The organism is Pantoea sp. UBA7232 (assembly GCF_002473195.1).
GTDB lineage: Bacteria > Pseudomonadota > Gammaproteobacteria > Enterobacterales > Enterobacteriaceae > Pantoea > Pantoea eucrina.
The window spans coordinates 501642-523703 of the sequence record NZ_DKTK01000006.1 but is presented as its reverse complement, the minus strand read 5'-3'; the positions used below and the strand labels follow the sequence as shown (position 1 = coordinate 523703).

The following is a 22062-nucleotide window of genomic DNA, read 5'->3' as shown; positions in this document are numbered from 1 at the left end:
GAGTCCGCACACGTTATGAATTCACAAACCGATCGCAATAGTGCTGACGCGGGCGATTTAACGGTCGCCCGCGTTCTGCGTTCACCCGCCCTGCTTACCCGCGAATGCCTGGCCGGGGTGATCACCGCGCTGGCACTCATTCCTGAAGTTATCTCTTTCTCTGTTATTGCGGGTGTTGATCCCAAAGTCAGCCTGATCGCTTCGGTCGTGCTCTGTCTGACGCTTTCACTGCTGGGCGGGCGTCCGGCGATGGTGACCGCGGCGGCCGGTTCAGTGGCGCTGGTTATTGGCCCGATGGTTCATGCGCACGGCGTGGCCTATATTCTGCCTGCCGTGATTCTGGCGGGCGTTATTCAGATTGTGTTTGGCGTCACCGGCCTTTCGCGCATGATGCGTTATATCCCGCGTTCGGTGATGCTGGGCTTTGTCAACGCGCTGGGCGTACTGATTTTCTTTGCGCAAGTGCCGCACGTCTGGGGCCATTCCGCGCTGGTCTGGGGCCTGTTTGCCGCCACGCTGGTCATTGTGCTGCTGCTGCCGCGCGTACTGAAAAGTGTTCCCTCACCGCTGGTTGCCATTGTCGTGGTTACCGCCGTCGCTCTGCTGCTCGGTTATCGCGTACCCAGCGTGGGCGATGAAGGTCCGATGAGCGCCGGGCTGCCCGGGTTTACCGAACTGCTGGTGCCGCTGAACCTGCAGACGCTGCAGATCGTCTGGCCCGCCGCGCTCTCCGTTGCGTTTGTTGGCCTGATGGAGTCGCTGCTGACGGCAAAGCTGGTGGACGATCTTACCGACACGCCGTCAGGAAAACGGCGCGAATCCTGGGCGCTGGGCATTGGCAATATTCTCGCCGGTTTCTACGGCGGCATCGCCGGCTGCGCCATGATTGGGCAGACAATTGTCAACGTCGAACTGGGCCGCGCGCGTACCCGGATTTCAACCATAGCGGCGGCACTGGTACTGCTGCTGCTGGTTACTGGCCTGAGCCATATCATGGCGCAGATCCCGATGGTGGTTCTGGCGGGCATTATGATGGTGGTGGCGGTGAAGACCGTTAACTGGCACAGCCTGCAACCCGCAACGCTGAAACGGATGCCGTGGTCAGAGACGCTGGTGATGGTGGTGACTGTCGCGATCACCGTCTGGACCAGCAACCTGGCGATTGGCGTGCTGCTCGGCGTGATTCTGGCCATGATGCTGTTTGCCCGGCGTATCGCCCATGTTATTCATGCCGAGCGCACGCTCAGCCCGGAAGGGGATCGGGTTCACTACACCGTACGCGGTCCGCTATTTTTTGCCAGCAGTAATGACCTGTTCGAGCACTTTGATTATGGCCACGATCCGAGCCAGGTCACTATCGATCTGACGCACGCTCAGATCTGGGACGCCTCCAGCGTCGCCGCGCTGGACTCTATCGAATACCGTTATCAGCGTCACGGTGCCACAGTTACCTTTACCGGTCTGGATAACCGCAGCAGCGATTTTCGCGATCGCCTGAGCGGCAACCTCGGTTAATCCGCCTGTCAGCAGGGCGCCTCTGAGCGCCCTGCCCGCGCGCTCCGCGCTGTTTCTGCCCGTCCTTATGTCTTAAATCTCCCGTTTCGCTTGCAAGTTAGCCCTTCAGCGGCTTTGCTTAACGGCGCAACGCGCTGATTGGCAGGCGTATAAAAGCAGTTTATTAAGGGGATTGTATGTCGTGGATTATGAAAGCAGGTCTGGTAGCGGTTACGCTTTTTTCACTGGCAGGCTGCATGCAGCATAGTGATGCCGTGGGTGCCGACGGTCGTCCGCACGCGCCAAGTAACCAGCCGGTGCCAGGCGCCAGCGAAGGCGAAGGCCCGGTCGGCCAGCCGCAGGGTTAATTTTCGCTACCCGGCTGCGCCGGGTAGTTATTGCCCATTCGGGGTATTGACAGGCTCTCTTTGCTGACATTCCGCGTATGAAATCGGGGTTAGCTGTTAGCTTTACTCTTTGCCGACTTTGTCATAAGCAGACCGCGCCAGGGCTATTTTTTGCGGCTCTCTCTCAGCTCTTCTCTCCGATGACAGGTCCTGAAGCCCGTGAGTCCGGTTAATATCAGGGAGACGCTCTGTCATGACTTCCTGAGCTAATTGGCCTAACAACGTATCTACTTCTCTCTCATCCGGTCGCGCTACGGATACCTTTTTTTCTATCAGGCCTGCTACCTGATTGAACAGGTGCTGCTCTTCAGCAACCAGCTTTTCAGTAACCCTCTCCATGTCAGTCAGACGTTGCTTTAGCTCTCCCTCAGTGAGATTTTTCTGCAGAGCCCAGGTGAAAGCCGTAATAGCAGCGTCAGCTTCATTTCTTAACCGGTCTGCCGTACTGATAATCGGCCCCAGATTAGCCGGCACACTCGTCTTACGCGCTGCAGCCGTTCCGGATTTGGCTGCCAGCGCTTGCAGTATGGCCTGCATTTTCTTCCCCATCTCTTCTCTTGTACTCTGCCAGGCATCCATGCGGGCATGATAATCCCGGCTGACACGGGCATCGATTTCGCTTCTCTCACGGGCATGTCTGGCCCTGAGATCCTGCCCCCCGGCAACCATATTATCAACGTGGCGATTGAAGGCGTTCCACGCCTGGCGGTCCGCTTCCCTGCGTTTTGCCCGATCTGCTGCTGCCTTAAGTGCCAGCCTTTCTCTGTCCTGCTGAATATTCCTGTCTCGTCGCGAAAGAAGCCCGGTCAGCCTCTGCTCTTTCTGTATAAAACCTTCACGAGTGCTCAGCTGGGTCAACTTTTCTCTGATGCGCTCAGCTTCAGGCGATGGCGCTGCAGACGATCCGGGCTTCCATGCCGTGCCAATGTCAGGATCCCGCTCCAGCTCCGCAGATAATGCGCGCGCAGCTCGCTGAGCCTGCGCACCCTTTCCTGCCGTACTCAAAGTGCGGATTAACCCATCATTCCAGGGGTGCATATTTTGCTGACCACGGTTTTCCAGCAGATGATCCTTTAGCGGGTTGAGCATTGAGGCCAGGGGTGGGTCGCCTGTCGGGTTTTCTTCACTTTTAAGGGTATCGTCTAGTGTCTCAAAGTAATCCGTCGCCAGAGCCTGGCTGAACTCACTGCTCATTTGTGAATAGCCGGCAGGGGAAATATCTTTATCTAAAATAGTCTCAAGCATCTCTTTACCCGGATGGCGCGCCACATCAGCCAGCTGCGGACCCAATTTAAGCAGGGCATTGAGTTCGCGCTGCCGATCCTGGTTCGACATTCCGTGCTGATGTTTCAGCGTTGTCAGGATTCTGATTGAGCGTAATTTCTTTATTTCAGGTGAGGCGATCTCAGAAGAGGGGTTATCCGGCGCTGAGGCGAAACCAGCATGGCCGGCCGGCAGTGCATCGGACCAGGCCTTTTTCAGCTGAGAAGCGGTGACCGCAAAGCCAGCCTCTTTTAAATCCTTTAATACCTGTTCTTCACTGCTGCGGGAGGGTAATTCAGTTTCCTTTAGCCAGGTGCTCAGTGCTGAGCGCGTTACCGCACCACTGCTGCTGCTCGCCAGTGAGGCTAAGGGCGTCGGCCTGTTTGGCAAGACGGTTTCAGCGGTTTCAGCGGTTTCAGCGGATTTTGCGAAGGCTGATACATCGGGACAATGGTTGCCGATAACTCTGAAGTTGCTTTCGTTTACGTACTCAAGGCTATTTTTACTGACCAGAATATGGGACAACCGTATATCGGAGGTGTCAACCAACCGGATTGACGTATCCGGAAAAATCCTGCCTATGATTTTTTTTAACTTTGAGCGGGTATTTAACTCTTTATCAGACACGCCGATTTTATAAACAGAAAATGGAGAAGCGACAATAATCTCAATGGGTTTATTCGGGTTAAGCGCTTTTATTTCTTTCAGTACATCTTTAAGGGCGTTCTTATCTGCGGCTATTGTTAAGTGCGCTCCTGCTAAAAAATTTTCATGTCTGAAAGTAATCGTAAGGCAGCTGCTGACTCCCGGATAGCAGATACGATCGCGGGCTACGCCGGTTTTATCTTCTCTGAGCACCACGGCTGCCGCAACAGGCTCCTGGTCACGGGCCGCAACATGCGTAGTAACCGGCTGCGCCGCTTCACCAAAAGCCAGTTTATACGGGGGTAATTCGCCATATCGATAGCCATGAGGTTTACCAATATAAAAAAACTCACGCTCTCTGTTGTTGAGCTGATCGAGAGCAGAAAGCAGCGTTAGCTTGTCTATCTTTCCTGCTTTGAGCAATCGCCCGCCATGCTGCAGAATCAGTTGTGGTACGGAAATAAACTCGTTTTTATCCGCCTCACTATCAGCATCTACTTTGAGGAGGAGTTTCCCTTCTGCCATAAATTTTTTAGCTGTTTTCTCATGGCTACTGAAAGATAATATGGCTCCCTGGCTGCTGTGCCCGGCAGTATGCTCAAACAACTTTGCCAGATAATCATCAAAACATTCCTCCTCGTTTTCCTGCGTATTGCGGGTTACCCCCGCGCTTGTCACAGTATGCGGATCCGCATAGTGGGCACGATACAGAAACCCATCTTTTATAGCGTAATCGGCGTCTATTATTTTCTGTTCAGAATCAAAACAGACATCCCGCTTATTAAAAATATTGCTTAACAGCGTTCCCGACTGGTTTTTTTTCAGCGTCGCCGCCAGCGCCAGGTGCTCTATGACATAGGGATCGCTAAAGAATGAGTCCAGAGATACACAGTCCTCTGGTGCAGTGGCATCTGCCGGAGGCTGAGCAACAGGAACAGACTGCGCCGATGCTTTGTTAATAGTAAACATAGTAATCTCCATATCTTTACTGGCTTCGCGCCGGGATCCCTTCCGGCAGCAGCAATCACATTTTAAAGCGCAGACTTCTGACGTGAAAATCCGGAAAAATTGGGTTTATCGATAAGGTGGATGACTGGTTTGCCCGAAATCCGCGATGCGGCAAAAAGTATAGATGCGGCTTTTGAAGAACAACTTTCATAAATCGACCATTAACTACGCTATGCAGCGTTGCCAGCACCTGCCCGGCGCTTTATCAATTAATCGCAGGAAAAACATGAATCATGTCACCTGCGCAGGTTCTGTTTTGCAGTGAAAGATCAAAACGGCTGTTATCCAGGTATTATGATTTGGGATTGGTTATGCAGGCACGCACGGTGGGGCGTCAGGAATGAAAAACAGCAGACACAAAAAAACCGCCTGAAGGCGGTTACGACATTACTTATAGTGCTTTTTTAATTCGGTGTTTTGTATGGTGCCCGGGGCGGGACTTGAACCCGCACGACCATAAGCCGAGGGATTTTAAATCCCTTGTGTCTACCGATTTCACCACCCGGGCAGGGTATAAACTGGAGGCGCGTCCCGGAGTCGAACCGAGGTAGACGGATTTGCAATCCGTTGCATGGCCACTCTGCCAACGCGCCTTTATTCTGATGTGCAACCGGTCAGTGACCCATTGCTGAAACTGGAGCGGGAAACGAGACTCGAACTCGCGACCCCGACCTTGGCAAGGTCGTGCTCTACCAACTGAGCTATTCCCGCATAACTGCTGCTTTACCGAACTTGCTGTTTTTATTCAGCTTCTTGCAGCTGTGCTGCCGTTCGATGCGATGCATTCTACTTATCTCACGCAGTGAGTCAATAAAATTATCACCCACTGCGTCTGTTTGCTGCTTTTTGAATCGTATCGATCAGCTATCGAGCAGATCGCCGCGTGCTGCGCTCAGATACTGAAACATCGACCAGAATGTCAGCACTGCCGCGATATAGAGTGCGACCACGCCAACGCCTACTACCGTAGCATCAGGACGCCACAGCAGCGCAACCAGTGAGAGCATCTGCGCCGTGGTTTTGACTTTACCAATCCATGAGACGGCAACGCTGCTGCGCTTGCCAATTTCCGCCATCCATTCACGCAGCGCAGAGATAATAATCTCGCGGGCGATCATGGTGGCAGCAGGCAGGGTTATCCACCACGCGTGGAAATATTCCGCAACCAGCACCAGCGCCATAGCGACCATGACCTTATCAGCCACCGGATCGAGAAATGCACCAAAGCGCGTGGTTTGTTTCCAGCGACGCGCCAGAAAGCCGTCAAACCAGTCCGTTATGGCGGCAATAACAAAAATCAGCGCTGTCGCAAAAGGCGCCCAGTAAAACGGCAGGTAGAACGCCAGTACAAAAAAAGGAATCAAAAAAACGCGAAACAGGGTAAGACACGTTGGGATGTTATATTGCATATGCCAGTAACTGTCTGGTGTGTGTAGGGTTTAACGTATGTTCCTACATTGCCCCCCCTGTTTCAATGTTAGTGTTTCAGCGAGTGGTATATTTTTTCAGCCAGGGCAAAGGAGATACCGGGCACGCGGGCGATTTCATCCACGCTGGCGTTCATCAGCGGCTGCAGGCCTCCCATATACTTCAGCAGCTGCTGACGCCGTTTAGGTCCGATGCCTTCAATACTTTCCAGCGCGCTGGTGTTCTTCACTTTGGCGCGTTTTTTACGGTGGCCTGAAATTGCATGATTGTGAGCATCATCACGAATATGCTGAATGACATGCAGGGCTGGCGAATCCGGCGGCAGAGAAACGCCCTCACCTTCCGCTTCAAAAAACAGCGTCTCCAGTCCCGCCTTGCGATCGCTGCCTTTAGCGACACCAAGCAGAATCGGGTGCTGTTTATCCCAGCTGACATCCAGTTCCGCAAATACCTCTTTCGCCTGCGCCAGCTGACCCTTACCGCCATCAATCAAAATGACATCCGGAATTTTATCCTGCTCCAGCGCTTTGCCATAACGGCGGCGCAGCACCTGATTCATCGCCGCGTAATCGTCGCCCGGCGTGATCCCCTCGATATTGTAACGCCGGTAATCAGAACGCAGCGGGCCATCCTGATTAAACACCACGCAGGAGGCGATAGTCTGCTCACCCATGGTATGGCTGATATCAAAACACTCCATGCGCTGAATGCTCTCCAGCTTCAGCCAGGAAGCCAGCGCGGCAAGCCGCTGCTGAATAGTGGAGTGCTGCGACAGCTTAGTGGTCAGCGCCGTTGCCGCGTTGGTGCGCGCCAGCTTGAGATAGCGTGCCCGATCGCCGCGCGGCTTGGTCTGTATATTGACTTTGCGACCAGCCAGCGTACTGAGTGATTCAGCCAGCAGGTTGCGTTCTGCCAGGTTAAAATCCAGCAGGATCTCTCCGGGCAGGGTGCGCGCCTCGCTTCCCTGCAGATAAAACTGCCCGACAAAGGTCTGCACCACTTCCGTCAGCTCAGTGTCAGGCGGGACTTTGGGGAAATAGCTGCGGCTTCCCAGTACTTTCCCCTGGCGGATAAACAGCACGTGCAGACAGGCCATGCCCGCATCATAGGCCACGCCCATGACATCAAGATCGTCACCCTGATTTGAGACAAACTGTTTTTCAGTAATGCGGCGTACGGCCTGAATCTGATCGCGCAGCCGCCCCGCCTCTTCAAAACGCAATCCCTGACTTGCCGCCTCCATATGCACTACCAGCTGGTTGATGACCTGATCATCTTTACCGGCCAGAAACAGCCGCACATAGTCTGTCTGCCGGGCATACTCCTCTTCGCTGACCAGACCGGCTACGCACGGACCGAGGCAGCGTCCAATCTGATACTGCAAACAGGGACGCGAGCGATTGCGGTAGACGCTGTTCTCGCACTGGCGAATAGGAAAGACTTTCTGCAGCAGGCCGAGCGTCTCGCGTACCGCGTAGCCATTCGGAAACGGACCGAAATATTCACCTTTGGCGTGTTTGGCACCGCGATGCATCGCCAGCCGGGGGTGTGTATCACCGCTGAGAAAAATATATGGGTACGATTTATCATCGCGCAGCAGCACGTTATAGCGCGGCTGGTAAAGCTTGATGTAGTTATGCTCCAGCAGCAGCGCTTCGGTCTCAGTATGCGTAACCGTAACGTCGATATTGCAAATATTACTGACCAGCACATCCGTTTTACGGCTGCCAGTCTGCGCACGAAAGTAGCTGCTGAGGCGTTTTTTAAGGTCTTTGGCTTTACCGACATAGATCACCGTACCGGCCGCGTCATACATTCGGTAGACGCCAGGCTGGCTGGTTACGGTGCTGAGAAAGGCTTTGGGATTAAAGAGTTCACTCACTACTTATTAATGGCTCCGCGTTGAACAGACCATGACGAATGGCCAGATGCGTTAACTCTACATCACCGCTGATGTTTAGCTTACTGAACATACGATAGCGGTAGCTGTTAACGGTTTTCGGGCTCAGGTTCAACTGTTCGGATATCTCCGTAACTTTTTGTCCCCGGGTAATCATCAGCATAATCTGCAATTCCCGTTCCGACAAACAACTGAAGGGCGATTCCGCTTTCTGCGGCTCGATTTGGCTCAGCGCCATTTGCTGAGCGATATCTGAGGCGATATAGCGCTGTCCAGCGTGGACGGCGCGAATGGCGCTGACCACCTCCTGAGGCGCAGCGCCTTTGCTCAGATAGCCTGAGGCGCCCGCCTGCATTACCCGGGCCGGCAGCGGGTTTTCGGTGTGAATAGTCAGCATAATGATGCGAATATCGGGGTTGTAGCGGACAATTTTGCGCGTCGCTTCCAGTCCGCCGATACCCGGCATATTCATGTCCATCAGAACGACATTCACCGTGTGCTGACGGCACCATTTTACTGCATCCTCTCCGCACGCCGCTTCGCCGGCAATGACCAGTCCTTTGATATCTTCCAGAATGCGACGAATACCGGCACGTACCAGTTCATGGTCATCAACAAGCAGCAGGCTGATCAACGGGACATACTCCGCAGGTTAGAAAGGTAATTAAAAAAGAGCGTAATCTTAGCGTTTTTTATGCGCATTGAACATCAGACATACCAGAACAACCTGCGACGCAATGATCTAAATCAAATAATTAAATCTTTTCAGAAAAAAATCCATTTTCTGCAAACTAAACAGCTTTTTTATTTAACATTTCATTGAATAACAGCATGTTGTAATAAATCTGCCTGTTTTCTTTTTTTAAGCCGAAAAAGTATCAGGCGAGCCAAAACGGTCTGCACTGCCCTGCCTTTAACTGGATCGAATAATGATTTTTCTGGCCTCTGAATGAGAAAGCAAACCTATGATATACTCTCTGTTTTATGCACGGAAAGACAGAATCTGTGTAAATCGATACCACCAGGGAGTTGAAGATGAGTGATGAAGATTTCGTAACGTCGCGTGACACTCAGGCACTGGCTGATGAAGTTGCCTGCCTCAAAATGATGATTACTCTGATTCTCAAAGGCATGGGACAGGCAGACGCCGGTAAAGTAATTATCAATATGGAACGCTATGTGCAAAATGCGCTGGCTGATAAGCCCCAGGCTGAAGTATTCAGCAACACGATCCGTCAGATCAAAACCGCTTACCGTCAGTAAGCGGCCAGCCCCGTGCGCTGCACGGGGTATTAATTGTGCGCCTGCCAGTTAACGGAGACGCCGAGCGAAGGCAGCACCTCTTCCGGACTAAAGCGCCGCGTGCCGCGATATTTTTCCGCCAGTGCCGGCTGTTCAACCGGGATACGGATAGCGAACAGATTATCCTCCGACTGGATCAACCCTGGCGTCAGCGGTTCATAAACCACATTATGCTGTGCAAACATCTTCTCCAGCATCGGCGTGGCCGAGCTAATCAGATACTCCATGCCGCTCAGCTCTGCCAGCTGCACCGAGTGCCACAGGATATTCAGCGGTAATTCCGCATCCACCTCCAGCCGTGCTGAGTAGCGTGACATCTCCCAAACCTTATCCTGCGCAAACGGCAGAAGAATACCTTCAGCCACTTCCGGTTCATGCCACGGCAGTAATCGCGCGCAGCCACAAATGCCTTTACGTGCATTCCAGGCGATAAGCCAGGTCACGTCTGAACGGTCGTAGCGATCGTACTCCTGCCCCGGTGTGCTCAGCCGCGGAGGAATTGACCAGCCTTCGCCACGCGCAAACACGCTATAACGATAGGTACCCAGTTCGGCTAGCAGTGAGGAAGGCATATCCTTTAGCTGTGTTTGAATTATTTTCATCATGCGCCTCTGACATCCCCATGTGTGCAATGATTTTTATCGTGCCAGCCTGGCTAAGTTTCCGGCGCAGGGTAGACAACTCAATACGGATAGGGAACTACCAGTATTAGTAGTTGCCTTTTGCTATATCAGACCTGTCGCTGCGGCATAACACGCTATCTGCGTTTTATTTGAAACGTTAAAACGTTTTTGCATGTTTTTTTGGTGAAAATTCACCGTATGTTCTGATATTGCCAAAATAAGCGAAATCTCTGCCGAGGTTTTTCCTTCAGCTGTCCATTTCAAAATTTCCAGCTCCCGCTCGCTAAATCCCTTAGCCAGCACCACCATTGAGCTATCTTTTAAGCGCTCAAGAACCCGTAAGCTCAGGTCCGCCAGAAAGTTTATCTGTACCTCAAGCTCAACGGTGCGGTGCCTGGAGCGTCCGGGCTGACGTGATGCTATTGATAATATACCAATGGCACGATTTGATGCCATCGCTGAGCAAGAAAAGCCGCTCAGGATTCCCGCTGCCTGCGCATCTGGCCAAAGATTAGCCGCCCCGGTGAAAATCTCAGCACACCACTCAATCCCTTTTCCGGGCTGCTGACAAAGCCGCAGTACAGGATCGACGGCATAGTAGTTATGCCGCTCATAATGCAGGATCCAGGATTCAGGGTAGGTGCTGAACAGGAAAAAACGCGGTCGGGTGAAGGGAACCGGCTGCTGCACAAAAAAGGCAAAGAAGTCGAATCCCAGAGCGACGATTTGCTTTTGCAACAGTGCTTTTAATTGCACCACCTCCGTCAACCCCTGAAACGCTTTTGCTGTTTCGGCTCGCCAGACAAAATAATTATCGGTAGTCATTATTATCCTGACGTATTTAACGTCTTTTATTAACCTGATGCTTGTCCGATTATATCGGTGAGACGTAATCTGAACAGAATGAATAAAAAGGCTCCTGCTGTAGATTGCGTTATACAGCCGGAAAGTTATCGAATTGTTGCCATAAAGCGAGCGCCGCAGTGACCTGACTGCCGGGCCTCAGGCGCATAAAGATACGTGAAACCAGCATAGGATTTTTCTGATAAAGTTTCAATCTTCCACCCATTAAAATTAATTATTAGATGGATAAAAGTTTAGCATCGATTTTAAGTAAAATAATGATTAGCAGAGACATTTACCTTCAGTTAAAAGCGCTAAATGATTTAGTCATGGACGATTTTTAATTCCACTGATAAATAAAGTTACCTCCGGCAATCGGCAACCCTGAGCTATCTGTATCCGCACCACGCTGATGCCTGCGCCATGCGCGACTACGCATTTTATCGGCATAAACTGCCTGCCGCAGTTGCATACGCTGTCATCAGCCGCTGGAATGAAAACAGAGTGAGGCGGATAACCAATATAATTCTGTTTTAACGCGATGATGTCCGCTGCAGATAGCCTGAACAATCTGACGCTGGCACCCGGTTTTTCTTTTGGAGAGTAAATAAATTCACCGGAGATATCTCATTATTAAAACAGATGAGTGTTATTTAAGGCAGACTTATTTCAAACATAAAAATTAGTCGGGTAATGGTTCTCATTTGTAATCACGCCTTCTGCGTCTTTGAGGAACTGGATCTAAAATAGCGTTGGCGCAAATTAACTATTAAGCCTGCCCGGCTTTTAAAATTAACAGCCTGCCGCATCAGCGGCAGAATCCACCGCCGCGCATGCCCAGATGAAAGTGTGTGGTATGAGCTGCGTTGTAGTCTGGTCCCAGTGCGTTTCCAAAGCTGGCACAGCCGTTGCGCCAGAGTGCATGCAAACCCGCCGCGCTGCTGGCGGGCTGCTGCCAGTTTCTGGCGACCCGTAACCAGCGGCCATCGGCCAGCTGAAAAGCGGTGACATCCCACGCCTCTGCCGTAGCGTGTTCGCTGCGGCGTCCCTCCTGGCGATGATAGACGTTGCGGCAGGCGTAGCTGCCAACATGCTCAATACGCCGCAGCGGACTGGTGATACCCGCCTGCTGTAATGCAGCATTACTGCGCGTGACATACATCGTACTTGCCACGGCCATCGGACAGCTGGCAAGAAAACTGCTGCTGAGCGTAACCGGCCCAAACTGGCTGATACGAACCGGCTGTTCAATTGTGCAGTTACCCCGCACCGGAGGCGTCGTGCGAAAACTTACCCGTCCCTGCGCACTGGCGCGCTCCAGCACCGCCAGACAGGCGGCTGGATCGTGACGCAGTTTCTCCAGCTTGTAACGTGTTATCCAGCCTGGCGCATCCGTGACGTTAAGCGGAATAAACGGATTCCACTGCGCCGGAAGCTGCGATTTCAGCCAGGGCAAGCTCCACCACCCCACCAGAGCAATTATTCCTGTCGCAATGAGTGCGCGCACGGTCTCTGCCTTATCACTTTGCAAACCTGTGACTAAGTGTAGCTGGCTTGCCTCATCTGCCTGTTCTTCCGGGAAAAAGTGCTGCTTATTTACGCAAAGTGACTAAAAGAGCAACCATGTAAATATTTGCTGACAGAGCAAAAAACGCAAAAGGTCACAAAGGTTAAAAAACAATTACCAGACCCGGTGGCCTTTCCTCTATCTTATGCGCTCTAGCCCTGTGCAAAGGCACGTATTTCAACAGCCATCAGAGCTGACACAACATCAAGACAGGAAAGCTATCTTTATGGTTGATCAATCCAAAGCAGCCCTCAGTGAGGCTGAACAGCCGGAAAAACTCCGGCGCAACCTGCATAACCGTCATATTCAGCTTATTGCGATTGGTGGCGCTATCGGAACCGGGCTCTTTATGGGGTCAGGCAAAACCATCAGCCTGGCGGGGCCGTCGATCGTTTTTGTTTATATGATCATCGGCTTCATGCTGTTTTTTGTTATGCGCGCAATGGGAGAGCTGCTGCTCTCTAATCTGGAATATAAATCGTTCAGCGATTTCGCGGCCGATCTGCTCGGCCCGTGGGCGGGCTATTTTACCGGCTGGACCTACTGGTTCTGCTGGGTCGTTACCGGCATCGCTGACGTGGTTGCCATCAGCGCCTATTTTCAGCTCTGGTTCCCCGGATTCTCTATCTGGATGAGCGCGCTGCTGTGCGTCTTTGTCTTTCTGGCGCTGAATATTGCCACCGTCAAACTCTTCGGGGAAATGGAGTTCTGGTTCGCAATTATCAAAATTGTCGCCATTGTTGCCCTGATTATTACCGGTATTGTGCTGGTCAGTACGCACTACCCTTCACCCGGCGGCAGCACGGCATCGCTCAGCAATATCTGGCAGCATGGCGGGATGTTCCCGAAAGGGCTGAGCGGCTTTTTCGCCGGCTTCCAGATTGCCGTGTTCGCTTTTGTCGGTATTGAGCTGGTAGGCACCGCCGCGGCAGAGACCAAAGATCCGCACAAGGTCCTGCCCCGCGCCATCAATGCCATACCGCTGCGCATTATTATGTTTTACGTGCTGGCACTGCTGGTGATCATGGCCGTTACGCCATGGAATCAGGTGATGCCGGATCGCAGCCCGTTTGTAGAGATGTTTGTGCTGATTGGCCTGCCCGCTGCTGCGAGCATCGTTAACTTTGTGGTACTGACCTCAGCGGCCTCGTCAGCCAACAGCGGCATCTTCTCTACCAGCCGCATGCTGTATGGCCTGGCAGAACAGGGGGTAGCGCATAAGGCGTTTGGTCGTCTCTCCGCGCGCGCCGTGCCCACCACCGGCCTGTTCTTCTCCTGTCTCTGTCTGCTGGGCGGCGTCGCGCTGATCTACCTGATCCCGGACGTGATGACGGTGTTTACCATGGTGACCACGGTATCCGCCATTCTGTTTATGTTTGTCTGGACCATCATTCTCTGCAGCTACCTGGCCTACCGTAAACAGCATCCGCAGCGTCACGCGTCGTCAACGTTTAAGATGCCGCTGGGCAAAATTATGTGCTGGGTCTGCATGGCATTTTTTGCTTTCGTGCTGGTGCTGCTGACGCTGCAGGAGGATACCCGTCAGGCGCTGATGGTTACGCCGCTGTGGTTTATGCTGCTCACCATGGGCTGGCTGCTGCGACGCCGTAAAGCCTGATCCCGTTCTGTTTAAGGCCCGCATCAGCGGGCCTTTTTCATTTATAACCGCTGCCGGAACTGATGCCAGGCACGCTGGAGTGACGGGTGTGCGGCCGCCTCACGCTGCGGCGCCGCTGCTGGCGCTTCCGGCCTGCCAAGATTAAAAGTAAAGGTGTAATCGGGCGCCTCACCCATACGCAAATCGCTAATCAGCGTATTGCCTGCCTGCTGACGCAGCGCGTAAAAACCGTGACTGAACCAGACAACGCGCTCCGCATGCCACTGCCCTTTAAAAGGGGTCAGCAGCGCCATCTGACGATCGTGCCACGCAATCTGTAACGGCCGCCCGGGTGAAAACAGCGACCAGTACGCTTCGCCATAGCGATCGGGCGTAATAATGACCGTGCGCCAGACCAGCGTGTTGAACGCCGTCGGCGTGACCAGCAGCCGCTGTGATACAACGTGTTGCTGCGCCAGCTGCTGTTCAATCTGCCGCGTGGCGACGCCCTGTATCACCATGCTCCAGCCCAGATAAAGCGTGCTGATTAACAGGCCCAGGCGGGTCCAGCGCACGCCGGTGGCATCACGCCGCCATAGCGCTACGCCCAGTGCGATAAGCAGCGGCAGCGTATAGAGCGGATCGACAATAAACATACTGCCGATGGCAAACGGATAGTCAGTGAGCGGCAGCCCAAGCTGCGTACCATACACGGTAGTGAGATCGAGCAGCGGATGGGTGATCAGCGCCAGCCAGAGGGCCAGGCACCAGCTGCGCCAGTGCGCTTTGCTGCGGGTGATCCCGGCGGCCAGCCAGCCGGCCAGCGGCGCCAGCAGCGTCAGGATCAGCAGCGCATGGCTCTCGGTGCGATGCAGCGTCATATTGCGTATTGCGTCGCCGTGATCGACGAACACATCCAGATCCGGCAGCGTGCCGGCGACTGCCCCCGCCAGGGCCGCCTGCCATACCGGTACCCGGCGGTTCATGACGGCAACGGTAACTGCAGCGCCCAGCGCCAGTTGCGACAGCGAATCCATGCTTCTCCTCCCTCAATCGTTAGCGCACGCGAATGCCTTCGATAATCATCCGCTCTACGTTCTGCAACGTCTGTGCAAAAAAGTCGGGATCCTGCAGCGTCTGCCCGGTGACCGCCTCAACCTGGGAGGCAAAGTCAGCATAGTGCTGCGTGGTGGCCCAGAGCATAAAAAAGAGATGCTGCGGCTGAACGGCAGCCAGCTGTCCGGCGCTGATCCACTGCTCGACTATTGCCGCCTTACTCTCTACCAGTGCTTTCAGGTCGCCCGCCAGTTCACCACGCAGCAGTGGTGCGCCCTGCAGCATCTCCAGACAGAACAGCCGCGATGCCTGAGGATGATCGCGGGAGACCTCAAGCTTCAGGCGAATATAGTGGCGAATGGCCGTCAGGGGATCCTGGTCGGCGCGCAGCGCGCGCAGCGGTGCCAGCCAGACATCCAGAATCTCTTTCAGCACGGCGACATACAACACTTCCTTTGAAGGGTAATAGTAGAGCAGATTCGTTTTTGACACCTCTGCTCCCTCAGCCACCCGGTCAAGGCTGGTGCCATGAATACCGAACTGGGAAAACAGCGCCAGCGCCGCCTGCAGGATAGCGGCGCGTTTTGCGGTCGCCGCCTGCGAACGACGGCGCGGTTTTTTCTCATCATTTTTCATGCTGTTACCTCTCCCTGTCGTGAATTCACATCATAACACAGCTGGCAGATATGGCGGGCTGCACCTTTTTTGCCCGACGGCTGCCTGATTGCTGTGCATTTGTTTTGACCAAATGGTCTGAAAATCGCGGTGCCGTCCCGGCTGGCCGATCGGCGGTTCATATCCTGATGATAAATATAAAAATTATTTATGTGGCACGCGACTTGCAACTAAGAGAGAGCGCCGCCCGCAGGATGCGTGCAGGAAGCAGCGCAGCGCGTGAAACCGTCCTATCAATGCAAAGAGGTGACATATGAAAATTGGTGTCTTTGTTCCGATTGGCAATAACGGCTGGCTGATCTCTACGCATGCGCCGCAGTACATGCCTACTTTTGAACTCAATAAAGCGATTGTGCAGCGCGCTGAGCACTATCACTTCGATTTTGCACTCTCAATGATCAAGCTGCGCGGCTTCGGCGGCAAAACGGAGTTCTGGGATCACAATATGGAGTCCTTTACGCTGATGGCCGGCCTGGCGGCGGTCACCTCGCGGATTGAGATCTACGCCACGGCTGCCACGCTGACGCTGCCACCCGCCATCGTGGCGCGTATGGCTGCGACCATCGACTCAATTTCTGGCGGACGCTTTGGCGTAAACCTCGTCACCGGCTGGCAGAAACCAGAGTATGAGCAGATGGGGATCTGGCCGGGCGATGACTATTTTGCCAGCCGTTATCAATACCTGACTGAGTATGTCACGGTGCTGCGCGATTTATGGGGAACCGGCCAGAGCGACTTCAAAGGTGATTTTTTCACGATGAACGACTGTCGCGTCAGTCCACGGCCGCAGAAGCCGATGAAGGTGATATGCGCCGGACAGAGTGATGCGGGCATGGCATTTTCAGCTCAGCATGCCGACTATAACTTTTGCTTTGGTAAGGGCGTTAATACGCCAGCCGCCTTTGCACCGACCGCAGCCCGCATGAAGCTTGCTGCTGAGCAGGCGGGCCGCGACGTCGGCTCCTACGTTCTGTTTATGATCATCGCCGCCGAGAGCGACGAAGCGGCCCGCGCAAAATGGGAGCACTACAAAGCGGGCGCCGACGAAGAGGCACTCGCGTGGCTCACGACTCAGAGCCAGCAGGATACCCGTTCAGGCAGCGATACTAACGTGCGTCAGATGGCTGACCCGACCTCCGCCGTTAACATCAATATGGGCACGTTAGTTGGCTCCTTTGCCAGCGTGGCACGCATGCTGGATGAAGTGGCTCAGGTTGATGGTACGCACGGCGTGCTGCTGACCTTTGATGATTTCCTGGAGGGTATTGAAGCGTTCGGCCAGCGCATACAGCCGCTGATGCAGTGCCGTCGCAACGTGATCGCCGCGGCGCAGGAGGTAGCATAATGAAAACCGTCACCTGCGCACACACCGGCACCACACCGCATATCACTCTGCCCGCCCGTCCGGAGGCGATCGCCCTGCCTCCGGCTCAGAGCGCGCTGATTGTCGTCGACATGCAGAATGCCTACGCCACTAAAGGCGGCTATCTCGACCTGGCGGGATTTGATGTCTCTGCCACCGAGCCGGTTATCGCCAGAATTCATCAGGCGGTCACCGCGGCACGCGCTGCCGGCGTACAGATTATCTGGTTCCAGAACGGCTGGGACAGCGATTACACAGAGGCGGGCGATGCGGGCTCCCCCAATTTTCACAAATCTAATGCGCTGAAAACCATGCGCCGCCAGCCTGAGCTGCAGGGCACCCTGCTGGCGAAAGGCACCTGGGATTATGCGCTGGTGGATGCGCTGACGCCCGAACCGGGCGATATCGTGCTGCCAAAACCGCGCTACAGCGGCTTTTTCAATACGCCGCTCGACAGCATGCTGCGCAGCCGCGGGATCCGTCATCTGATTTTTACCGGCATCGCCACCAACGTCTGCGTCGAGTCCACGCTGCGTGACGGCTTCTTTCTGGAATATTTCGGCGTGGTACTGGCTGACGCCACGCATCAGGCCGGACCTGATTTTGCGCAGCAGGCCGCGCTGTTCAATATCGAAACGTTTTTCGGCTGGGTCAGCGATACACAAACGTTCTGCGAAGCCCTGCAGGGTCAGTAACTTTTCGTTATCAGGAGATCAGACTATGCCCAAACGCGTCATTATCCCGGCTGGCAGCAGTACGCCGATCGCCCCGTTCGTACCCGGAACGCTGGCTGACGGCGTGGTGTACGTTTCCGGCACCCTGCCGTTCGATGCGGACAATAACGTGGTTCACGTCGGCGATGCGGCCGCGCAAACCCGCCACGTGCTGGAGACCATCAAAAACGTCATTGAAACCGCCGGCGGCTGCATGGCAGATGTCACGTTCAACTCTATTTTCATTACCGACTGGCAGCACTACGCCGCCGTGAATCAGGTCTATGCCGACTATTTTCCCGGCGATAAGCCCGCGCGCTTCTGTATTCAGTGCGGTCTGGTAAAACCTGACGCGCTGGTTGAGATTGCGTCTGTGGCGCACATCGGACAGGCGGAGGCGTAATGAAGCTGGATATCCACGGGTTGACCACTGCCGATGCGCCCACGCTGGTCCTCGCATCAGGCCTTGGTGGCGTTGCCGGATTCTGGCAGCCACAGCTGGCGGCGCTCAGCACCCGCTACCGCGTTGTCACATACGATCAGCGCGGCACCGGGCGCAGTGCAGCACCGCTGCCTGAGGGTTACAGCCTGGCGATGATGGCAGCCGAGCTGGCGGAGGCGCTGGAACAGCATCAGATCGCGCGCTACAGCGTGGCTGGCCATGCGCTTGGGGGGCTGATTGGTTTGCAAATGGCGCTGGATCACCCCGATCGGGTTGAGCGCGTGGCGGTCATTAACGGCTGGCTGACGCTCAGCCCCCATACCGCGCGCTGTTTTAAGGTCAGAGAGGATCTGCTGCTGCAGGCGGGTACCGAAGCCTTTGTACGCGCTCAGCCGCTGTTTCTCTATCCTGCCGAATGGCTGGCGCAGCATCAGGCGCGCGCTGAGGCAGAAGAGAGGCATCACCAGCAGCACTTTCAGGGCGCAGAGAATCTGTTGCGTCGTCTGCACGCGCTGAAAACGGCAGATTTTCGTGCCTGCGCCGCGCGCATCACCCAGCCGGTGCTGGCGATCTGCAGCCAGGACGATCTGCTGGTGCCGTGGAGCTGTTCAGCACAGCTGGCGGCAGCGCTGCCGCAGGGCCAGCTGCTGACCATGCCGTGGGGCGGCCACGCCATGAGCGTGACCGATAGCGATAATTTTAACACGCTGCTGCTGCGCTGGCTGGCTGAGACCGCTCAGCCCGCCTGTCTGGCAGCGGGCTGAGATCAGGAGTCTGAACATGAGCCTACATGCCCTTCCGGATTTACCCGCAGTCGATCGCGACACCTTTCGCAACGCTATGGCGCAGCTGGGTGCAGCCGTTAATGTTATCACCACCGATGGCCCGGCAGGCGTGGCTGGCTTTACCGCCTCCGCCGTCTGCAGCGTGACCGACTCCCCGCCGACGCTGCTGGTCTGCCTGAACCGCTCCGCCTCAGCCTGGCCGGCGTTTCGCGATAACCGTGCACTCTGCGTCAATACCCTCTCGGCAGACCAGCACGCCCTCTCCACGCTGTTCGGGGGCAAAACCGCGATGGCGGATCGCTTTGCCGCCGCGCAGTGGCAGACGCTTGCCAGCGGTGCTCCGCTGCTGGAGGCCGCGCTGATCTCCTTTGACTGCGAGATAACACAGCGGGTCAGCGTTGGCACACACGATATTCTGTTCTGTACGGTGCTGGCCGTGGCCCAGGGCGAGGCACGCCAGGGGCTCGCCTGGTTCGATCGCGGTTATCACACCTTCTCCCGGCAGGATGCCCGCTGATACCGCATAACGCGGCCTGTTCTACTCACTCTCAGGAGATGATCTATGGCGAGTACCTGGTTTCCACGCTGGCGCGTTAAGTCAGCAATGACCGACGACGGCTTGATTGCCCCGGACGAGACGCTGCCGCTCGGGCAGACGCTGGTGCTTGGGCTGCAGCATGCGGTCGCAATGTTTGGCGCAACGGTACTGATGCCGCTGCTGATGGGGCTGGATGCCAATCTCGCTGTGTTACTCTCCGGGATCGGTACGCTGCTGTTCTTTTTTATTACCGGCGGGCGCGTACCGAGCTATCTCGGTTCCAGCGCCGCTTTTGTGGGCGTAGTGATTGCGGTCACCGGTTTCACCGGCCAGGGCCTTAACACTCACCTCTCCGTGGCGCTGGGCGGCATTATCGCCTGCGGCGCGCTCTATACCCTGATTGGTCTGATTGTGATGAAAGTGGGTACCGGCTGGATTGAGCGCCTGATGCCGCCGGTCGTCACCGGCGCCGTCGTTATGGCGATTGGCCTGAACCTGGCGCCGATTGCGGTGCACAGTGTTTCTGCCACCCTGTTTGACAGCTGGATGGCGGTGCTGACGGTGCTCTGTATCGGACTGGTGGCGGTCATGACGCGCGGGCTGGTACAGCGCCTGTTGATCCTGGCAGGGCTGATCGTGGCCTGGGCGTTCTATGCGCTGCTGACCAATGGCTTCGGCCTCGGTAAACCGGTGGATTTCAGCGGCGTGGCGCACGCCGCCTGGTTTGGCGTGCCGCATACGACCGCCCCTGTGTTCGACCTGCAGGCGATAGTGATGATTGCGCCGGTCGCCATTATTCTGGTCGCTGAAAATCTGGGGCATATTAAAGCGGTAGCAGCTATGACCGGACGCAATCTCGATCCGTGGATGGGCCGGGCGTTTGTTGGCGACGGTCTGGCCACTATGCTCTCTGGCTCTGCCGGCGGCAGCGGCGTGACAACCTATGCCGAAAACATAGGCGTCATGGCGGTTACGCGCGTCTACTCTACGCTGGCGTTCGTCGCCGCGGCCTTGATCGCAATACTGCTGGGTTTTTCACCGAAATTTGGCGCACTCATCCATACCGTGCCAGCACCGGTCATAGGCGGCGCGTCTATCGTGGTATTTGGCCTGATTGCGGTGGCCGGTGCCCGTATCTGGCTGCAGAATCAGGTCGATCTCGGGCAGAACGGTAATCTGATCATGGTCGCTACCACGCTGGTTCTGGGCGCCGGCGATTTTGCGCTTAAGATCGGCAGCTTCACGCTCGGCGGTATCGGCACCGCGACCTTTGGCGCCATTATCCTGAACGCCATTCTGCAGCACCGTAGCCGCGCGCCGGCCGGTTCAGCTGCACAGCCACACGGTTAAGGCTTCTGCGGTGCCTCATCGGGCACCGCTTTCTTACGCCGCAGCCGCAGCTCACTGACAATCACGCCACAGACAATCAGCGCACCGCCCAGCAGCGCGGCCGCAGGCAGTCGCTCCCCCGCGAGACGCCCGACAATTCCCGCCCAGACAGGCTCTCCGGCATAAATTACCGTAGCGCGTACCGGTGACACACTGCGCTGGGCCCAGTTCATCGTCACCTGAATCAGGGCGCTGGCGGCGCCCAGGCCTGCAGCGCTCAGCACCAGCGGCAGAGAAAACGACGGCAGCGCTTCACCATTCGGGATCATAAACAGAAAGGCGCAAGCGGAGGCGACCAGCAGCTGCACCAGCGTTACCCGCCGCACATCCACCTGTCCGGCATAGCGGCTAATCAGAATGATCTCGGCAGCAATCGCCAGCGTGCTCAGCAGGGTCGCGCTCTCCCCGGCGCTGAGGGCGATGCCGCTCTGTTGCGGCCCCGCCACCAGCACCAGGCCGCTGAACGCCAGCGCAATGCCCAGCCATGCCATAATGCCCGGCGGCCGGCGCAGCACCAGCCACTGCAGCAGCGGCACCACCGGAACATAGAGCGCCGTCAGAAAGGCAGACTGGCTGCTGGAGATAGTCTGCATCCCCCAGGTTTGCAGGCCATAACCGCCCGCAATAGCCAGGCCAATCATTGTGCCCGCTCTGATTTCAAGCCAGGTCAGCGCGCGCAGATAGCGCCAGAAAAAACAGGCCAGCAGCAGTGACGCCGTGGCAAATCGCAGTCCGACAAAAAAAAACGGACCGGAGTATGCCATGGCGCGGTGCACCACCAGAAACGTGCCGCCCCAGACCATGGTGATGAAAATCAGCACCAGTTCCTGACGGGTAATGCGCAGATAAAGACGTGCAGGTAACGCAGACATAGAACACCTGATAAGTAGCCAGGCGTCATTCTGGCGTAACCCGGCCCGCAGGCGCAACAGCCGGCCGGGGTTATCTGCTCAGCGTGCAGCAATGTGATTCGCGTTCAGAATTACGACTCATCTGAAAAAATGCCATTTTAATACTAAAAATC

General features: G+C 55.4%; 20 protein-coding genes and 3 tRNA genes. 10 read left to right on the top strand and 13 right to left on the bottom strand.

Annotation, left to right across the window (positions count from 1 at the left end; genetic code table 11):
* Window positions 1-15 precede the first annotated feature (15 nt).
* Together B4056_RS05830 and B4056_RS05825 are read left to right on the top strand one after the other, a co-directional pair.
* Complete coding sequence (locus B4056_RS05830) at window positions 16-1515, top strand: SulP family inorganic anion transporter (protein ID WP_288654102.1); 1500 nt, start codon at window positions 16-18, stop codon at window positions 1513-1515.
* Window positions 1516-1691: 176 nt separating this feature from the next.
* Window positions 1692-1862: a hypothetical protein gene (locus tag B4056_RS05825; protein WP_039383726.1), complete on the top strand. Its 171-nt coding sequence runs from the start codon at window positions 1692-1694 to the stop codon at window positions 1860-1862.
* Between the two features lie 102 nt (window positions 1863-1964).
* Here B4056_RS05825 and B4056_RS05820 read toward each other — a convergent pair whose 3' ends face one another.
* The 7 genes from B4056_RS05820 to uvrY all read right to left on the bottom strand — a co-directional run bounded on the left by B4056_RS05820 (window position 1965) and on the right by uvrY (window position 8779).
* Window positions 1965-4778: a hypothetical protein gene (locus B4056_RS05820; RefSeq protein ID WP_288654101.1), complete on the bottom strand. Its 2814-nt coding sequence runs from the start codon at window positions 4776-4778 to the stop codon at window positions 1965-1967.
* 461 nt (window positions 4779-5239) lie between these two features.
* Window positions 5240-5325: transfer RNA gene (locus tag B4056_RS05815), tRNA-Leu, on the bottom strand.
* Between the two features lie 11 nt (window positions 5326-5336).
* Window positions 5337-5410 (bottom strand) — tRNA-Cys (locus B4056_RS05810).
* 42 nt (window positions 5411-5452) lie between these two features.
* Window positions 5453-5528 (bottom strand) — tRNA-Gly (locus B4056_RS05805).
* A 149-nt stretch (window positions 5529-5677) separates the two neighbouring features.
* Window positions 5678-6226 carry a CDP-diacylglycerol--glycerol-3-phosphate 3-phosphatidyltransferase gene (pgsA, locus tag B4056_RS05800; RefSeq protein ID WP_039383718.1) on the bottom strand — a complete coding sequence of 183 codons (549 nt, stop codon included), beginning with the start codon at window positions 6224-6226 and terminating at the stop codon, window positions 5678-5680.
* Window positions 6227-6294: 68 nt separating this feature from the next.
* Entirely contained in the window at window positions 6295-8127 is a 1833-nt protein-coding gene (uvrC, locus tag B4056_RS05795) for an excinuclease ABC subunit UvrC (RefSeq protein ID WP_094111360.1), read from the bottom strand.
* Entirely contained in the window at window positions 8120-8779 is a 660-nt protein-coding gene (gene uvrY, locus B4056_RS05790; RefSeq protein ID WP_039383715.1) for a UvrY/SirA/GacA family response regulator transcription factor, read from the bottom strand. Before uvrY ends, uvrC begins: the two co-directional genes overlap by 8 nt.
* A gap of 401 nt (window positions 8780-9180) precedes the next feature.
* Here uvrY and B4056_RS05785 point away from each other — a divergent pair, with 401 nt between their 5' ends.
* Complete coding sequence (locus tag B4056_RS05785; RefSeq protein WP_039383713.1) at window positions 9181-9408, top strand: DUF2594 family protein; 228 nt, start codon at window positions 9181-9183, stop codon at window positions 9406-9408.
* Between the two features lie 29 nt (window positions 9409-9437).
* On the opposite strand, the gene B4056_RS05780 is transcribed toward B4056_RS05785, so the two are convergent.
* The 3 genes from B4056_RS05780 to B4056_RS05770 form a co-directional block, all read right to left on the bottom strand.
* Window positions 9438-10049, bottom strand: a complete 612-nt coding sequence (locus tag B4056_RS05780; protein ID WP_094111359.1) for an acyl-homoserine-lactone synthase — start codon at window positions 10047-10049, stop codon at window positions 9438-9440.
* A 123-nt stretch (window positions 10050-10172) separates the two neighbouring features.
* Entirely contained in the window at window positions 10173-10895 is a 723-nt protein-coding gene (gene sdiA, locus B4056_RS05775; protein ID WP_094111358.1) for a transcriptional regulator SdiA, read from the bottom strand.
* Window positions 10896-11721: 826 nt separating this feature from the next.
* Window positions 11722-12420, bottom strand: a complete 699-nt coding sequence (locus tag B4056_RS05770) for an extensin family protein (protein ID WP_039385784.1) — start codon at window positions 12418-12420, stop codon at window positions 11722-11724.
* A gap of 286 nt (window positions 12421-12706) precedes the next feature.
* Between B4056_RS05770 and cycA the strand changes: the two genes are divergently transcribed.
* Complete coding sequence (gene cycA / locus B4056_RS05765; protein ID WP_039383706.1) at window positions 12707-14098, top strand: D-serine/D-alanine/glycine transporter; 1392 nt, start codon at window positions 12707-12709, stop codon at window positions 14096-14098.
* A 41-nt stretch (window positions 14099-14139) separates the two neighbouring features.
* On the opposite strand, the gene B4056_RS05760 is transcribed toward cycA, so the two are convergent.
* Together B4056_RS05760 and rutR are read right to left on the bottom strand one after the other, a co-directional pair.
* Window positions 14140-15114: a metal-dependent hydrolase gene (locus B4056_RS05760; RefSeq protein WP_094111356.1), complete on the bottom strand. Its 975-nt coding sequence runs from the start codon at window positions 15112-15114 to the stop codon at window positions 14140-14142.
* Between the two features lie 19 nt (window positions 15115-15133).
* Window positions 15134-15769: an HTH-type transcriptional regulator RutR gene (gene rutR / locus B4056_RS05755; protein WP_071668717.1), complete on the bottom strand. Its 636-nt coding sequence runs from the start codon at window positions 15767-15769 to the stop codon at window positions 15134-15136.
* A gap of 292 nt (window positions 15770-16061) precedes the next feature.
* On the opposite strand from rutR, the gene rutA reads away from it, so the two are divergent.
* Genes rutA through rutG form a run of 6 tightly spaced genes read left to right on the top strand, consistent with a single transcriptional unit; the run spans window position 16062 to window position 20999 of the window.
* Window positions 16062-17153 (top strand): pyrimidine utilization protein A, encoded by a 1092-nt coding sequence (rutA, locus tag B4056_RS05750; RefSeq protein ID WP_094111354.1) that lies wholly within the window; start codon window positions 16062-16064, stop codon window positions 17151-17153.
* Entirely contained in the window at window positions 17153-17866 is a 714-nt protein-coding gene (gene rutB / locus B4056_RS05745; RefSeq protein ID WP_039383697.1) for a pyrimidine utilization protein B, read from the top strand. Before rutA ends, rutB begins: the two co-directional genes overlap by 1 nt.
* A 25-nt stretch (window positions 17867-17891) precedes the next feature.
* Complete coding sequence (gene rutC, locus B4056_RS05740) at window positions 17892-18287, top strand: pyrimidine utilization protein C (protein WP_039383696.1); 396 nt, start codon at window positions 17892-17894, stop codon at window positions 18285-18287.
* Window positions 18287-19090 (top strand): pyrimidine utilization protein D, encoded by an 804-nt coding sequence (gene rutD, locus B4056_RS05735; RefSeq protein ID WP_039383693.1) that lies wholly within the window; start codon window positions 18287-18289, stop codon window positions 19088-19090. Before rutC ends, rutD begins: the two co-directional genes overlap by 1 nt.
* A 16-nt stretch (window positions 19091-19106) precedes the next feature.
* A complete protein-coding gene (rutF, locus tag B4056_RS05730) occupies window positions 19107-19628 on the top strand; it encodes an NADH-dependent FMN reductase RutF (RefSeq protein ID WP_039383691.1) in 522 nt (173 codons plus the stop codon).
* Window positions 19629-19673: 45 nt separating this feature from the next.
* Window positions 19674-20999 (top strand): pyrimidine utilization transport protein G, encoded by a 1326-nt coding sequence (gene rutG / locus B4056_RS05725; protein WP_094111353.1) that lies wholly within the window; start codon window positions 19674-19676, stop codon window positions 20997-20999.
* On the opposite strand, the gene B4056_RS05720 is transcribed toward rutG, so the two are convergent.
* Window positions 20996-21910, bottom strand: a complete 915-nt coding sequence (locus B4056_RS05720; RefSeq protein ID WP_039383685.1) for a DMT family transporter — start codon at window positions 21908-21910, stop codon at window positions 20996-20998. The genes rutG and B4056_RS05720 overlap by 4 nt on opposite strands.
* Window positions 21911-22062 lie beyond the last annotated feature (152 nt).

Bases quoted from the DNA above. Each gene is read 5' to 3' on its own strand.
- B4056_RS05830 (WP_288654102.1), top strand. From the start codon at position 16: ATGAATTCACAAACCGATCGCAATAGTGCTGACGCGGGCGATTTAACG.
- B4056_RS05825 (WP_039383726.1), top strand. From the start codon at position 1,692: ATGTCGTGGATTATGAAAGCAGGTCTGGTAGCGGTTACGCTTTTTTCA.
- B4056_RS05820 (WP_288654101.1), bottom strand. From the start codon at position 4,778: ATGTTTACTATTAACAAAGCATCGGCGCAGTCTGTTCCTGTTGCTCAG.
- pgsA (WP_039383718.1), bottom strand. From the start codon at position 6,226: ATGCAATATAACATCCCAACGTGTCTTACCCTGTTTCGCGTTTTTTTG.
- B4056_RS05785 (WP_039383713.1), top strand. From the start codon at position 9,181: ATGAGTGATGAAGATTTCGTAACGTCGCGTGACACTCAGGCACTGGCT.
- B4056_RS05780 (WP_094111359.1), bottom strand. From the start codon at position 10,049: ATGAAAATAATTCAAACACAGCTAAAGGATATGCCTTCCTCACTGCTA.
- sdiA (WP_094111358.1), bottom strand. From the start codon at position 10,895: ATGACTACCGATAATTATTTTGTCTGGCGAGCCGAAACAGCAAAAGCG.
- cycA (WP_039383706.1), top strand. From the start codon at position 12,707: ATGGTTGATCAATCCAAAGCAGCCCTCAGTGAGGCTGAACAGCCGGAA.
- B4056_RS05760 (WP_094111356.1), bottom strand. From the start codon at position 15,114: ATGGATTCGCTGTCGCAACTGGCGCTGGGCGCTGCAGTTACCGTTGCC.
- rutR (WP_071668717.1), bottom strand. From the start codon at position 15,769: ATGAAAAATGATGAGAAAAAACCGCGCCGTCGTTCGCAGGCGGCGACC.
- rutA (WP_094111354.1), top strand. From the start codon at position 16,062: ATGAAAATTGGTGTCTTTGTTCCGATTGGCAATAACGGCTGGCTGATC.
- rutB (WP_039383697.1), top strand. From the start codon at position 17,153: ATGAAAACCGTCACCTGCGCACACACCGGCACCACACCGCATATCACT.
- rutC (WP_039383696.1), top strand. From the start codon at position 17,892: ATGCCCAAACGCGTCATTATCCCGGCTGGCAGCAGTACGCCGATCGCC.
- rutD (WP_039383693.1), top strand. From the start codon at position 18,287: ATGAAGCTGGATATCCACGGGTTGACCACTGCCGATGCGCCCACGCTG.
- rutF (WP_039383691.1), top strand. From the start codon at position 19,107: ATGAGCCTACATGCCCTTCCGGATTTACCCGCAGTCGATCGCGACACC.
- rutG (WP_094111353.1), top strand. From the start codon at position 19,674: ATGGCGAGTACCTGGTTTCCACGCTGGCGCGTTAAGTCAGCAATGACC.
- B4056_RS05720 (WP_039383685.1), bottom strand. From the start codon at position 21,910: ATGTCTGCGTTACCTGCACGTCTTTATCTGCGCATTACCCGTCAGGAA.